The organism is Lentzea sp. CA-135723 (assembly GCF_050936595.1).
Taxonomy (GTDB): domain Bacteria; phylum Actinomycetota; class Actinomycetes; order Mycobacteriales; family Pseudonocardiaceae; genus Lentzea.
Genome location: NZ_JBNJMK010000001.1, coordinates 289,981 through 303,174 on the forward strand (window position 1 = coordinate 289,981; position 13,194 = coordinate 303,174).

Genomic DNA, 13,194 nt, shown 5'->3' on the forward strand with positions numbered 1-13,194 from the left:
AGATCACCCGCGGCGATCAGGCGAGAACACCGAGTGCGGGCGTCAGTGCGTCCATGATCACCCGCTCGAACGCCTCGTCGGAGCTGCCGCGCGGCACCCGTTCGGTCAGCATGATCGAGTAGAGGTAGGCCTGGTAGGCGGCCAGCCGGACGCGTGCCGAGTCGGTGAACTCGAAGCCGTACGCGGGCAGGAGGTCGTGGTCGTCCTCGATCGTGCCGAACAGGGCGAGCGACACGAACTCCGCGACCGGATCGCCCCAGAACGCCCGTTCGCCGTCGACCAGTCCGGAAAGTCCGGTGCCGGCGAGGACGTTGCCGTCCCACAGGTCGAAGTGGACCAGCGCCGGTCGCCGCACCTCGTCGAACGCCTTCACGTGCCGGCCCATGTCGGTCGTCGGCAGCTCGACGCCGAAGCGTTCGGCGTCGGCGAGGACGGCGGCGTACATGCCCTGGAACGCCTCGGTCCACGTGCCGTGCAGGCCGAGCTGCGGGTAGCCGAAGCCGGGGCCGGTGATCTCGTGCAGCGCGCGGACGGTCTCGCCGAGCTGGCGGCGGATCAGCGGCCGGTCGACGTGCCGGCCGAACACGGGCTCGCCGGGCAGGAACGTGGCCAGCAGCGCGGTGGCGTTGTCGGTGTAGACGACCTCGGGGACGGGCGCGACCTTCGACGCGTGGGCGCAGAACATCGCCTCGGTGCTGATCAGCCGCTGTTCGTAGGTGAGGCCGGGCTGGTTCTGCGGCGCGATCTTCAGCACGAACTCGCCTTCGGCCGCCGAGACGCGGAACACCGAGTTGTAGGTGCCGCCGCCCAACGGGGCCGTCGTCGCGTCGGAGAGGCGGGCGGAATCGAGGATGCGCTGCAGGGTCACCTCCGCCAATGTAGGTGAGCATGGGGACTTACCGGGGGACTGCCGAACTCGCGTGGCGCTGGGTGCTGAACCAGATCGACGAGGACGACGACGGGGTGTGGATCCCGGAGTTCCTCGGCGGGGACCTGCTGCCGCGGTGGCGTGCGGGCATGTACGCCGGGGTCGGCGGGCTCGCGCACGTGCTGGCGGAGATCCGGCTCGTCCGCGCGTGGACCTCGCAGGAAGAGGAACTGGCGGCGGCCATCGCCGGCCGCGTGCGGGCGAACCCGTCCGACGAGGTCACCTTCTTCAACGGGCTGGTCAGCGCGATCAGCGTGCTGACGGCCCTGGACGCGGGCGGTGTCGACGACGTGGTCGCCCGGTTGCTCGACCTGGCGACGCCGGACGGCTGGCCGCACTGGCGGTTCGGGCCGCCCGAGTACCACGAAGGCGCGCGCGTGCTCGACCTGACGGTGGGCACGGCCGGGGTGTTGCTGGGTGCGGTGTGGGCGCATCGGCACGGCGCGGCCGGTGCCGGGGAACTCGCGGACCTCGCGGCCGGTGTCCTGCTGGCGGAACAGGAGGAGGTGCCGGGCGGGCTGAGCTGGCGGATGGTTCCGTCCCGGTTCTGCTCGAGGCAGCGTGAGTTCCCGAACTTCGCGCACGGGCTGGCGGGCGTCGCGACGGCGCTCGCGCTGGCCGGGGCGGAGTTCGGGCGTGCGGACCTCGTCGCCGCGGCGCGGGCGGGCGCCGAGCACCTGGTGGCGCTGGGCGACACGTCCGACGGCGGGCTGCGCGTGCCGGTGCGCGTTCCGCGGCTGGAGGAGTTCGAGGAGTTCAGCTACGGCTGGTGCCACGGACCGACCGGAACCTCGTTGCTGTGGCCCGCTCTGCGGCACGCCGGAGTGTCCGAAGTGGCCGGTGCGCAGGTGGAGGAGTGGCACCGCCGCAGCCTGCACAGCATCGTCGTGTCCGGCCTGCCCGAACGGAAGTACCCGGGGTTCTGGGACAACGACGGCCGGTGCTGCGGCACGGCAGGCGTGGGGGACAGGCTGCTCGACGCCGGCCAGCACACGGACTTCGCGTTGCGGCTGGCCGACGTCGTCGTGGACCGCGCCCTGCCCGACGGGCCCGGCGTGTGCTGGCGGTTCCTGGAGCACCGCAACGGCGACCCGGTGCTGCCACCCGGGATCGGCTGGATGCAGGGCGCGGCGGGCATCGCCGGGTTCCTGTTCCACGCCGACCGGGTGGCGGACGGTGATGCGCGGGCCGTGCCGCGCATCGACACCTGGTGGGCTTGCTAGGTGCTGTCCTGCAAGTTCATCGGGCGACAGTGGCAGGCGAGGGCCCCGGAGGCGGTGCCGCCACAACGCCCGAATACGCCTGGTATGAGGGCATTGCGGCGGCACCGCCTCCGGGTCTCTCGCCCGCGCCTCTCACCTGACGAACTTGCAGGACAGCACCTAGGCGGGCTGCCAGCCGAGTTCCGGGCCGAGCTTCGTCGCGATGTCGGTGAGGATCTGCACGTAGTCCTCGTGTTCGAAGCTGAACGGCAGCGCGAACGCCACCTCGTCGACCTCCTGGAACGCGACGTGCGCGTACAGCTGTTCCGCGATCTCGGCGGACGTGCCGACGATGTCGCGTTCGAACATGAAGTCGCGCGGCCCGAAGGTCTTGCCGACCCGGTCCGCGCGTCCCGCGACGTACGCCTCGTACTTCGCGCGCTGCTCAGGCGAGGCCGAGTCGGTGGGGATGACGACCAGGCCCTGCGAGACACGGCCGCCGCCGTGCTCGCGGAACGTCTGGATCAGCGTGCGCTGGGTCTCGGCGAAGTCCAGCGAGCCCTCGGACTGGATCACGTTGCTGGCCAGCAGGTTCAGCCCGTTCTCGCCCGCCCAGCGGCCCGACCGCAGGCTGCCGCCGCCGTACCAGATCCGGTCGCGCAGCCCGGCGGCGTGCGGCTGGACGCGGTCCGACCACACCTCGATGCCCTCGACGCCGCTGAACGAGGCGACCTTCTCGCCGCCGACGAAGTCCAGCAGCCTCTTCACCCGGTCGTAGCTGAAGTTCTCGACGTCCGCGGTCTCCGGGTAGAGCGCGTGCTTGACGTCGTCCCAGTGCATCGGCGGGCCGACGCTCACACCGGGGTTGAGCCGCCCGCCGGACAGCACGTCCACTGTGGCGAGGTCCTCGGCGAGCCGCAGCGGGTTCTCCCAGCCGAGCGGGATGACCGCCGTGCCGAGCTGGATGCGGCTGGTCCGCTGCGACGCGGCGGCGAGCACGGCCACCGGCGAGGAGATGCCGAACTGCAGGTGCCGGTGCCGCACCCACGCGCTGTCGAACCCGAGTTCCTCGCCGAGCGCGATCACGTCGAGCGTGGACCGGTGACCCGCACCCGGATCCTGCTCGTCGAACAGCCCGATGGTGAGAAAACCGAGCTTTCGCAACGGCTCTGACTTCCGCGGCACGGAACCCTCCTTCGACGTCTCCTCCCGAGTTTAGGTGACATCTCAACTAAGTCCGGATGCTGAGACGAACGTGACGGCGAAGCCGCACTTCCGCGCGTGCAGCCGGTGCTGCGGCAGCACGCCCGGCCCGCACGACGCCGTGCCGAGCCCGTGCTGAGCGAGGTCGAGGTTGAGGAACACCTGGTCACGGGGCTGGAGCTCGTCGGTGTGCCGCGCCGCGTCGAGGTCCTCGCTGGTCCAGCGGCGGGCGGTGAAGTCGAACGTGGGCTCGCCCTCGATCCGCAGCCCGCCGATGGTGAGCCACCGCGCGTCGGCGCGGTTGCCGTTCTCCTGCGGGAACACGTACGGCGTCTGGAGCCCGTCCACGGTCGTCGCGAACCGGCCGATCCGCGCGGCCTGCCGGCTGTCCGTGTACGCCTCTCCCGGCCCCCTGCCGAACCACTCGACGGCGTCGGCCGCCGGGAGCGCCATCCGCAGGCCGAGGCGGGGGAGCGTGCACGGCCACTCGCCGTCCGGGGTGACGTCGACCTGGAGGCGCAGCCGGTCGCCGGACGCGGTCCAGCGGTAGTCGGCGAACATCCCGAAGCCCCAGGCAGGGGGTGCGACACGGGTGCGGACGACCAGGCCGGTCTCGTGGGTGTCGATCTCGATGACGCGGTGCTGCAGGCGGTGCAGGCCGGCGTCGCGCCAGGCCTTCTCCTCCGGGTGGTCGGAGCCGCGGTCGTTGTCGGTGGGGGCGCGCCAGAGGTCGAGGCGAGGGCCGTCCAGGGTGAGGCCGCCGAACCGGGTCAGCAGGCCGGTGACCTCGTCGAACTCGGCGAGGCCGGACAGGGGCCCCGAGCCGGCGAACGGGGTCGGCGTGGCCTCGGAGATCGGGAGCTGGCCCCAGGCGACGACGTGCCCGGCCTCGGCCCACGCGGTGGGGGAGACGAGCGATGCGCGGATGGTGAGCCATGCTTCGCCGGTGGTGGGCGGCAAGGCGGGGAGGGGGAGGTCGGCGTGATCGCCTGCCACCGGCCACGGACCTTCGCCCGTGGCGGCCTCGCCATCGCCGAGCGTGCCTGAAGCGACCTCCGCCCCTTCTTCCTCCAGCACCCAGTCGAACCTCAGGTGCTCCAGCCCCACGTGGTCGTAGAAGTTCTCGACCCGGATCCCGCCGTCGACGCCGCTGATCCGCACCGGCTCGAAGACCTTGGCGAACTCCACCAGCCCCGGCGACGGCGTCCGGTCGGGGAACACCAGCCCGTCGATCACGAAGTTCCCATCGTGCAACGGCTCCCCGAAGTCGCCGCCGTACGCGAAGTGCCCGTCCCGCGCGATGCCGTGGTCGATCCACTCCCAGACGAACCCGCCCTGCACCGCCGGGTACCGCTCGAACAGCTCGCGGTACTCGAGCACGCCGCCCGGCCCGTTGCCCATGGCGTGCGCGAACTCGCACAGCACGAACGGCAACCCGTGCGCACGCGTGCGGCCGATCTCGTCGACCTCCTCGTGCGAGGCGTACATGCGGCTGTAGACGTCGACGTACGCGCAGTCGTGGTCACCCTCGTAGTGCACGAGGCGGGACGGGTCGCGGTCGCGGGTCCACTCGGCCATCGCCGCCAGGTTCGCGCCGGTGTGCGACTCGTTGCCCAGCGACCACAGCACGATCGACGGGTGGTTCTTGTCGCGTTCGACCATCCGGCGCATGCGGTCCACACAGGACTCGGCCCAGCGCGGGTCGGAGGTGGGGTTGCCGGACCAGCCGAGCTCACCGAAGCCGTGCGTCTCCAGGTCGCACTCGTCGATCACCCACAGGCCGTACTCGTCGCACAACGACAGGAAGTACGGGTCCGGCGGGTAGTGGCTGGTCCGCACGGCGTTCACGTTGTGCCGCTTCATGAGCAGCACGTCCTGGAGCGCCACCTCGCGGGGCACCGCGCGGCCGAGGCGGGGGTGGTGCTCGTGCCGGTTCACGCCGCGGAACACGACACGAGCACCGTTCACCGTGAGCACGCCGTCGTCGATCGCGACCGTGCGGAAACCGATCCGCACCGGCACGCGTTCGACGTCGGTGTGCACGATGCCGTGGTAGAGCCGAGGGCGCTCGGCACTCCACGGTTCGACGGGCAGCGAAAGCGACTGCCCTGGAAGGAGGTCACGCACGTCCAGTTCGGGCACGGAGAGCAGGCCGCCCTCGACGGACACCGTGCCGGAGCCGGAGACGTGGTCGTAGGAGGCGTGGATCTCGTAGTCCGCGACCCCGCCGCGCGGCCGGGACAGCAGCGTCACCGAGCGGAAGATCCCGGACATCCACCACATGTCCTGGTCTTCGAGGTAGCTGCCGGCCGACCACTGGTGCACGCGCACCACCAGCACGTTCCCGGTGGCGCGCAGCAGGTGCCCGACCTCGAACTCGGTGGGCAGCCGGCTGCCGCGCGTCACGCCCAGCTCGATGCCGTTGAGCCACACCCGCCCGCACGAGTCGACGCCGTCGAACCGCAGCACGGCCGGTTCGGCGGGCCAGCCGCCGGGGAGGTCGAACGTCAGCCGGTGGTCACCCGTGGGGTTTTCCGTTGGCACGTATGGTGGATCGACGGGGAACGGGTAGCGCACGTTGGTGTACGCGGGCGCCCCGTGCCCCTGCAGCTGCCAGTGACCGGGGACGGTGATCGCGTCCCAGCCGCTGTCGTCGAAGTCGTCGGCCTCGGCGCCCAGTGGCGCGGAAGCGTGCGGTGACAACCGGAAGCGCCACTCCCCGTCGAGCGACAGCGAGGCCGCGTCGGAGGTGAAGAACGCCCGCGGCGGGACCGAGCCGGAACCGGGACCCATGTCTTCGAGGTACGACGGCAAGATGGTCAGCCCTTCACTGCGCCGGCGGCGATGTTGCGGATGAAGTGACGGGCACCGATCAGGAACACGATCACCAGCGGCACGATCGCGACCAGCGTCCCGGCCATCACGACCGCGTAGTCCTGCAGGTACAGGCCGTTGAGCTGCGACAACGCCACCTGCAACGTCGTGTGGTTCGAGTCGATCAGCACGACCAGCGGCCACAGGTAGTCGTTCCACGCGTTGACGAACGTGAAGATACCGAGGAACGCCAGCGCGGGCCGGAGCACCGGCAGCCCGACCGACAGGTAGGTGCGGAAGAAGCCCGCGCCGTCGACCCGCGCCGCCTCCAGGACCTCGTCGGAGATCGCGCTCCGGGCGTACTGCCGCATCCAGAAGATGCCGAACGCGTTGGCGGCGGCCGGGATGATCAGCGCGTTCAGGCTGCCGACCAGGCCGAACTTCGCCATCAGGTCGAACTGCGGGATGGCCGCGAGCTGCGTCGGCACCACGAACGTCGCCAGCAGGACTCCGAAGAGGACGTTGCTGCCAGGGAAGTCGTACTTGGCGAACGTGAAGGCCGCCAGCGAGTCGAAGAACAGCACCAGCACCGTCGTCGCGATCGCCACGACCAGCGTGTTGAGCAACGACCCGAAGAAGTCGATCTTCGCGAACACCTCGCCGATGTTCTCGAAGAGGTGCCCGCCGAACCAGAACGTCGGCGGCGACGAGTAGATGTCCGCGGTGGTGTTCGAGGCCATCACCGCGAGCTGGTAGTAGGGGAACAACGTGATCAGCGCGCCGACCACCATCGCGCCGTAGGTGAGAAGAGTCCCGGGACGGGTCACCTGTCGCCTCCGTTCGCGCGGCCCGGACGCTGCACCAGCCGCCAGTTGAGGATCGAGAACAGCACGACGACCACGAAGATGCCCCACGCGGTCGCGGCGCCGTAGCCGAAGTCGTTGTCCGCGAACGCGGTGTTGTAGAAGTAGAGGACCATCGTCATGCCCGCGCCCTCGGGGCCACCGCGGTCGCCCAGCAGGATCTGCGACTCGGTGAAGATCTGCAGCCCGCCGATCGCCGACATCACCACGGAGAACAGCAACACCGGGCGCAGCAACGGAAGCGTGACGCGGAAGAAGGTCTGCACCGGGCCGGCGCCGTCGAGCTTCGCGGCCTCGTAGACGTCCTGCGGCAACGCCTGGAGCCCGGCCAGCAGGATGATCGCGTTGTAGCCCGTCCAGCGCCAGATGATCATCAACGAGATCGCGATCCGGATCGCCCACGGATCGGTCAGCCACTGCACCGGGTCCACGCCGATCAGGCCCAGGAACCAGTTCAGCACGCCGAACTCGCTGGAGAAGAACGAGCCGAACACCAGCGACATCGCCACGATCGACGTGACGTTGGGCAGGAAGTACGCCACCCGCAGGAAACCCTTGTGGCGCACCGAGGAGTTGAGCCCCAGCGCCACGAGCATCGACAGCACCAGCATCGGGATCGTCGACATCACCCAGATGACCAGGGTGTTGCCGATGGCGTCCCAGAACGCGGTGTCGGTGAGCAGGAACCGGAAGTTCTCCAGCCCGACGAACTTCATCTCGCTGACGCCGTTCCAGCGCTGCAACGACAACCACAGCGAGTACACGACGGGATAGACGCCGAAGATCGCGAACAGCACGAAGAACGGTGCGATCGCGAGGTACTGCGGGAGGTACCTCCACCTCCGGTTCGCGGCGACGGCGGTCATGCGAGCACCCCCTGCCGGCGCAGCAGCCGGTCGACGGCGGTCCGCGCGTCCTCCCACGCCTGCTCGGGGTCCTTGCCCGCGGACTCGACGTTGGTGAGCTCGTCGGTGTAGGTGTCGGAGATCGTGATGTCCCAGGGGGAGAAGTAGACCGGCTCGACCTTCTTCGCGATCTCACCGAACACCTGGATCGACGACTGCCCGCCGAAGAACTCCTCCGGCGCCAGCACCGACGGGTCGGCGTAGACCGCCGGGCTCGACGGGAAGAGGCCCAGTTCGAGGTAGGCCGCGGCCTGGTTCTCCGGCGACATCAGCCACTTCACGATCTCGTAGGCGCCCTGCGGATCGGGGCAGTACTTGGTGATCGCGAGGAACGAGCCGCCCTGGTTGCCCGGCCCGCCGGGCGCCTGGCAGACGTGCCACCTGCCGGACGTGCTCGGCGCGGACTGCTTGAGGTTGCCGGTGATCCAGGAGGCGTTGACGAACGCGACCTCCTTGCCGTTGGTCCAGGCCGCGCGCCGGTCGACGCCCTCACCGGTCGCCGACCCCGCGTACCCGGCGGTGAGGCCCATCTGGAACGCCTTGACCGCGCGGTCCCAGGCCCGCCGCACCTGAGACTGGTCCTCCAGGTACCGGTTCTGCCGGTCCAGGTACTTCTGCTTCTCCTGCGCCAGCGAGTACGTGAACACCATCTTCGTGTCGGTGATCAGGTACCGGCCGGGCAGCTTGTCCTTGACCCGCAGGGCGAACTCGAAGTAGTCGTCCCAGGTGGACAGTGCGGCGGCGACCGCGTCCGGCTCGGTGGGCAGGCCCGCCTCGCCGAACAGGTCGTGCCGGTAGTAGAGCGCGGCCGGGCCGGTGTCGATCGGGAAGCCGAGCTGGAAGCCGTCGGGGCTGCGGCCCGCCTGCCACTTCCACGGCAGGTAGTCCGGCTCGTCCTGCTTCGCGCCGAGCGCGTTCAGGTCGGCGAACCGGTCCGTGGCGCTGAAGTAGGTCGAGATGCCGTCGCCGAGCATCGTGATGTCCGGCAGGTAGGCCTCACCGGACAGGGCGGCGAGCAGCCGCCGGTTCAGTTCGCCGCTCACCTTGGACGGGGTGAGGTTCTGCGCGGGGAAGCGCTGCACGGCCTGGCCGAGCACCTTCTCCGACACGCCGTTCGTCGAGTACCAGAGCGTGATCTTGCCCGGGTTGGCGGTGGTCGGACTGGTGCACGCGGTCGCGCCCAGCGCGGTTGCGCCGAGAGCCGCCGCGCCGGCCAGGAACCTGCGTCGAGTCAACGTCATCGGGGACCCTCCGGAGAGCCCGTGAACGCTCCCGTGAACGTTCACGGATTGGCGCGAAGCATGAGCCGATCGAGTGAGCCTGTCAAGGGTCAGGCGGACTCGCGCACTAAGAGGACGGCGCTGACCTGCAGTTCTTCGGAGGGAAGCGGCGATTCGCCCGCGACCAGCCGACCGGCCTGCTCTATCGCGAGCGTGCCGATCCGGCGGGTGTCGAGGGCGACGCTCGTGAGCGCCGGGTCGACGACCGTGCCGAGCTGCAGGCCGTCGAACCCGATCACCGCGAGGTCCTTCGGGACGGCCTTGCCGAGCCTGCGGGCGGCCTTGAGCGCGCCCATCGCGATCACGTCGTTGTAGGTGAAGACGGCGGTGAGGTCCGGGTGCTCGTCCAGCAGCCGGCGCAACGCCTCGGCGCCGCCGTCGACCGACTGCACGGCGTTGCCGACGACCGGCGCGTGCAGGCCGTGCCCGGTCATGGCGTCCTCGAACCAGTCGCGGCGCAGGCTCGGGTCGGCGCGGCCCGCGTGGTCGAGCATGCCGATCCGGCGGTGCCCCGCGGCGACCAGGTGGTCGATGGCCGCGTGCACGCCCTGCTCGCCGTCGATGCGGATCGAGCTGAACCGCGGTTCGTGGTGGTCGCGGCCGATCAGCACGGCGGGCATGCCGCCGAGGTGCCGGTCCAGTTCGGACTCGTCGAGGCTGAAGTAGCCGACCACGGCGTCCACCTGGGACGCGACGACCTCGAGCGTGCCGCGTTCCTCGGCGATGCTGTCGGCGGTGTCGTAGACGATCACGTGCCAGCCGTGCGACCGCGCGGCCTCCAAGGCGCCGGCCGCGACCTCGGTGAAGAACGGGTTGAGCAGGTCGGGGATGACCAGGCCGATCGTGGTGCTGTCCTGCCTGACCAGACCGCGCGCGAACCGGCTCGGCCGGTAGCCGAGCTCCTTGGCCGCGTCGAGGACCCGCTGCTTCGTGTTGCCGTCGATCTCGCCCTTGTCGTTGAGCGCCCGCGACACCGTCTGCCGCGAGACCCCGGCGACCCGCGCGACGTCGTTGATCGTGACGCGCCTGCTCATGATCACCTCTCGTCCGACTGCGACCGAGTATGCAGGGCGTCGAGCACCGCGGTGATCGCGGCGCGCGAGTCGCGCCGGATGGCGGCGGTGATCCTCCGCGTCACCGGAAGCTCCTTCGTGACCACGTCGAACCGCCTGTCCACGGCCAGCGCGGGCAGCACCGCGACCGCCAGACCGGCCTCGACGTGCTTGAGCGTGAGCATGTAGTTGCTGAACCGGCCGGCCACCCTCGGCTCGAACCCCGCCTGCCGGCAGAGCCTGGTCGCGAGGTTCGCCATGTAGGAGCCGGGGATGTCGAACGCCCACGGCTCGTCCTTGCACGCGGCGATGTCGTTCTTGGGTTGTCCCGGTGGCGTGACGAGCACGATCGGGTCCTCGCCGAGCGGCACGACGTCGATGTCCTTCGGCACCGGCAGCTCGACGAAGTCGGTGGTCGTGATGATCACGTCGACCTCGCCCGCGAGCAGCGCGGGCATGCTGGCGTGCGGTTCGAGCTCCAGGATCTCGACGTCGAGGTGCGGGTGGTCGAGCCGCTGGATCGCGGGCACGGCGAGGGTGTGGATCGAGCTCTGGAACGCGCCGAGCCGGATGAGGCCGGACGGCTCCTGGCTGAGGTTGCGCAGCTCGGCCTCGACGGCGTCCATCTGGTCGAGGATCGAGCGCGCCCTCCTGGCGAGGATCAGCCCGGCCGAGGTGAGCCGGACGCGCCGCCCGGTCCGTTCGAGCAGCTGCGTGCGCGTCTCGGTCTCGAGCACCGCGAGCTGCTGCGACACGCTCGAAGCACTCAGGTTCGCGGCCTGCGCCACGGCCCGCACGGTGCCCAGCGCGTCGAGCTGGCTGAGCAGGCGCAGGCGCCACGGGTTGAGCGTCATGCTGTGCAGTATTTCCGAACAGCGAGCGTGGGATTGTGAGATGGACCTGTTGCTCGGTTGCTCCTAGCGTTTTGGGCCATGGACACCTTCTGGGACGACGTCGACCGCCACCTCGTCCGCTACGGCGGAACGTTCACGCGCGAGATCATCGACAGCGCGTCGGGAAGCCACCTGTTCACCGAGGACGGCCGCCGCATTCTCGACTTCACGTCGGGCCAGATGAGCGCGATCCTCGGCCACTCGCACCCGCGCATCGTGGAGACCGTCCAACGCCAGATCGCGAACCTCGACCACCTGTTCAGCGGCATGCTCAGCCGCCCGGTCGTGGACCTCGCCCGCCGCCTCGCCGGCACGCTGCCCCCGTCGCTCTCCAAGGTGCAGCTGCTGACCACCGGCGCCGAGTCCAACGAGGCCGCGCTGCGCATGGCCAAGCTCGTCACCGGCAAGCACGAGGTGGTCGCCTTCGCCCGCTCGTGGCACGGCATGACCGCCGCCGCGGCCGCCGCGACGTACTCCGCCGGCCGCAAGGGCTACGGCCCCGCCACCCCCGGCAACTTCGCCATCCCCGCGCCGTCCGGCGACTGGCAGGCGCAGCTCGACCTGGCGTTCGACCTGATCGACGCCCAGTCGGTCGGCTCGCTGGCCGCGTGCATCGTCGAACCGATCCTGTCGTCGGGCGGCATCCTCGAACCGCCGCTCGGCTACTTCGCCGCGTTGCAGGCCAAGTGCCGGGAGCGCGGCATGCTGCTGATCTTCGACGAGGCGCAGACCGGTCTGTGCCGCACCGGCACCTGGTACGCGTTCGAACGCGACGGCGTGGTGCCGGACATCCTGACGCTGTCGAAGACCCTGGGCGCCGGCCTGCCGCTGGCCGCCGTGATCACGTCCGCAGAGATCGAGGCTTCCGCGCACGACCGGGGCTACCTGTTCTTCACCACGCACGTGTCGGACCCGCTGGTCGCGGCCGTCGGCAACACCGTGCTGGACGTGCTGGAGGAAGAGCGGCTGGACGAACGGGCCGCGAAGCTCGGGGCGTTCCTGCGGTCCGGCCTGGACGACATCGCCGCGCGGCACACGCTGGTGTCGGACGTGCGCGGGCGCGGGTTGCTGGTGGGGCTGGAGATCGCGGACGAGTCGCTGAGCGCCCCGATCACGCAGAGGTGCCTGGAGCTGGGGCTGCACATGAACATCGTGCAGATCCCCGGGATGGGCGGGGTGTTCCGGATCGCGCCGCCGCTCACGGCGTCGGAGGAGGAGCTGGGGGAGGGGCTGGTGATCTTGGACGAGGCGATCGGCTCGGCAGGCTGAAGGGAGGGCGGACGAGACCACGGCCTCGTCCGCCCTCCGCATCAGGCCGTGAGTGCGCGCGAGTCCTCGATCGCCGCCCGCCTCGCGAGGCGGTGGGCCCGCCGGATCTCCGCCTCGCCGAAGCGCCTGCGGTCCTCGTCCGTCACCGGCACGACCGGCGGCACGGCCCTCGGCGCTCCGAGCTCGTCGACCGCGACCAGCACGATGTAGGCCGACGCCACGTGCACGGCGGGCACCGTGCTGTCCCAGCGGTCGGCGAGCGCCCTGACCCCGATCTCCATCGAGGTCGCGCCCGCCCAGTTGATCTGCGCGTGCAGGTGCAGCACGTCACCGACGCGCACAGGTACGCGGAACGTCATCTCGTCGATCGCCACGGTGACCGCGGCGCCCTCGGAGTGCCGTGCCGACACCACTCCCGCGAGGGAGTCGGCCAGCTTCATCAGCACACCGCCGTGGACCGTGCCCATCAGGTTGGTGTCGTTGTTGTCCATGATCTGCGACAGCGTCAGCCGCGACTCGGCGGGTGATCTTCCGGGCAGCACTGGGTGAATCACAGGCTCTCTCCTCGCGAGCGTGCGGATGGAACGCCGGCGGCAGGTCTTCGGACTCGTGGGCACACCGCTCGCACCTACCGGCCGCCGCTTCCCAGGCTCTCGCCCAGTGCTCCATGGCAGCTTTCGTTCCCACTCACCGCTGCGGGGCAGTCCCGGACTCGCACCGGGTTCCCTCTTGCCTCGCTCCCCGTCGCGGGGAACGAACCGTCAGCCCGACGAGCCTAGCCCGAG

Annotated in this window: 11 protein-coding genes and 1 riboswitch; of the genes, 2 read left to right on the plus strand and 9 right to left on the minus strand. The window is 70.3% G+C overall.

Features of this window, described 5'->3' with window-relative positions; translation table 11 throughout:
- Positions 1 to 16: 16 nt before the first annotated feature.
- Positions 17 to 868 (minus strand): aminoglycoside phosphotransferase family protein, encoded by an 852-nt coding sequence (locus tag ACQEU1_RS01170; protein ID WP_433195220.1) that lies wholly within the window; start codon positions 866 to 868, stop codon positions 17 to 19.
- A gap of 20 nt (positions 869 to 888) precedes the next feature.
- Between ACQEU1_RS01170 and ACQEU1_RS01175 the strand changes: the two genes are divergently transcribed.
- Positions 889 to 2,151: a lanthionine synthetase LanC family protein gene (locus ACQEU1_RS01175; protein WP_433195222.1), complete on the plus strand. Its 1,263-nt coding sequence runs from the start codon at positions 889 to 891 to the stop codon at positions 2,149 to 2,151.
- A gap of 159 nt (positions 2,152 to 2,310) precedes the next feature.
- Here ACQEU1_RS01175 and ACQEU1_RS01180 read toward each other — a convergent pair whose 3' ends face one another.
- From ACQEU1_RS01180 to ACQEU1_RS01210, 7 genes are all read right to left on the minus strand, one after another.
- Positions 2,311 to 3,315, minus strand: coding sequence for an LLM class flavin-dependent oxidoreductase (locus tag ACQEU1_RS01180; RefSeq protein ID WP_433195224.1), 1,005 nt, complete (start codon positions 3,313 to 3,315; stop codon positions 2,311 to 2,313).
- Between the two features lie 42 nt (positions 3,316 to 3,357).
- Positions 3,358 to 6,126: a glycoside hydrolase family 2 TIM barrel-domain containing protein gene (locus ACQEU1_RS01185; RefSeq protein WP_433195226.1), complete on the minus strand. Its 2,769-nt coding sequence runs from the start codon at positions 6,124 to 6,126 to the stop codon at positions 3,358 to 3,360.
- A 26-nt stretch (positions 6,127 to 6,152) separates the two neighbouring features.
- Positions 6,153 to 6,974, minus strand: coding sequence for a carbohydrate ABC transporter permease (locus tag ACQEU1_RS01190; protein WP_433195228.1), 822 nt, complete (start codon positions 6,972 to 6,974; stop codon positions 6,153 to 6,155).
- A complete protein-coding gene (locus ACQEU1_RS01195; RefSeq protein ID WP_433195230.1) occupies positions 6,971 to 7,876 on the minus strand; it encodes a carbohydrate ABC transporter permease in 906 nt (301 codons plus the stop codon). The genes ACQEU1_RS01190 and ACQEU1_RS01195 overlap by 4 nt, the downstream gene beginning before the upstream one ends.
- Entirely contained in the window at positions 7,873 to 9,156 is a 1,284-nt protein-coding gene (locus tag ACQEU1_RS01200) for an extracellular solute-binding protein (protein ID WP_433195232.1), read from the minus strand. The genes ACQEU1_RS01195 and ACQEU1_RS01200 overlap by 4 nt, the downstream gene beginning before the upstream one ends.
- A gap of 89 nt (positions 9,157 to 9,245) precedes the next feature.
- Positions 9,246 to 10,229 carry a LacI family DNA-binding transcriptional regulator gene (locus tag ACQEU1_RS01205; RefSeq protein WP_433195234.1) on the minus strand — a complete coding sequence of 328 codons (984 nt, stop codon included), beginning with the start codon at positions 10,227 to 10,229 and terminating at the stop codon, positions 9,246 to 9,248.
- 2 nt (positions 10,230 to 10,231) lie between these two features.
- Entirely contained in the window at positions 10,232 to 11,101 is an 870-nt protein-coding gene (locus ACQEU1_RS01210; RefSeq protein WP_433195236.1) for a LysR family transcriptional regulator, read from the minus strand.
- 78 nt (positions 11,102 to 11,179) lie between these two features.
- Between ACQEU1_RS01210 and ACQEU1_RS01215 the strand changes: the two genes are divergently transcribed.
- Positions 11,180 to 12,409: an aspartate aminotransferase family protein gene (locus ACQEU1_RS01215; protein WP_433195238.1), complete on the plus strand. Its 1,230-nt coding sequence runs from the start codon at positions 11,180 to 11,182 to the stop codon at positions 12,407 to 12,409.
- 41 nt (positions 12,410 to 12,450) lie between these two features.
- Here the strand turns inward: ACQEU1_RS01215 and ACQEU1_RS01220 are convergent, their stop codons facing one another.
- Positions 12,451 to 12,963 (minus strand): acyl-CoA thioesterase, encoded by a 513-nt coding sequence (locus ACQEU1_RS01220; protein ID WP_433195240.1) that lies wholly within the window; start codon positions 12,961 to 12,963, stop codon positions 12,451 to 12,453.
- Positions 12,964 to 12,984: 21 nt separating this feature from the next.
- A riboswitch (cobalamin riboswitch) is annotated at positions 12,985 to 13,187 on the minus strand.
- Between the last annotated feature and the right edge of the window lie 7 nt (positions 13,188 to 13,194).

What these genes read in the sequence shown, in the direction of transcription:
- ACQEU1_RS01210 (WP_433195236.1), bottom strand. Translation starts at nt 11,101, where the DNA reads ATGACGCTCAACCCGTGGCGCCTGCGCCTGCTCAGCCAGCTCGACGCG.
- ACQEU1_RS01195 (WP_433195230.1), bottom strand. Translation starts at nt 7,876, where the DNA reads ATGACCGCCGTCGCCGCGAACCGGAGGTGGAGGTACCTCCCGCAGTAC.
- ACQEU1_RS01215 (WP_433195238.1), top strand. Translation starts at nt 11,180, where the DNA reads ATGGACACCTTCTGGGACGACGTCGACCGCCACCTCGTCCGCTACGGC.
- ACQEU1_RS01185 (WP_433195226.1), bottom strand. Translation starts at nt 6,126, where the DNA reads ATGGGTCCCGGTTCCGGCTCGGTCCCGCCGCGGGCGTTCTTCACCTCC.
- ACQEU1_RS01175 (WP_433195222.1), top strand. Translation starts at nt 889, where the DNA reads ATGGGGACTTACCGGGGGACTGCCGAACTCGCGTGGCGCTGGGTGCTG.
- ACQEU1_RS01200 (WP_433195232.1), bottom strand. Translation starts at nt 9,156, where the DNA reads ATGACGTTGACTCGACGCAGGTTCCTGGCCGGCGCGGCGGCTCTCGGC.
- ACQEU1_RS01205 (WP_433195234.1), bottom strand. Translation starts at nt 10,229, where the DNA reads ATGAGCAGGCGCGTCACGATCAACGACGTCGCGCGGGTCGCCGGGGTC.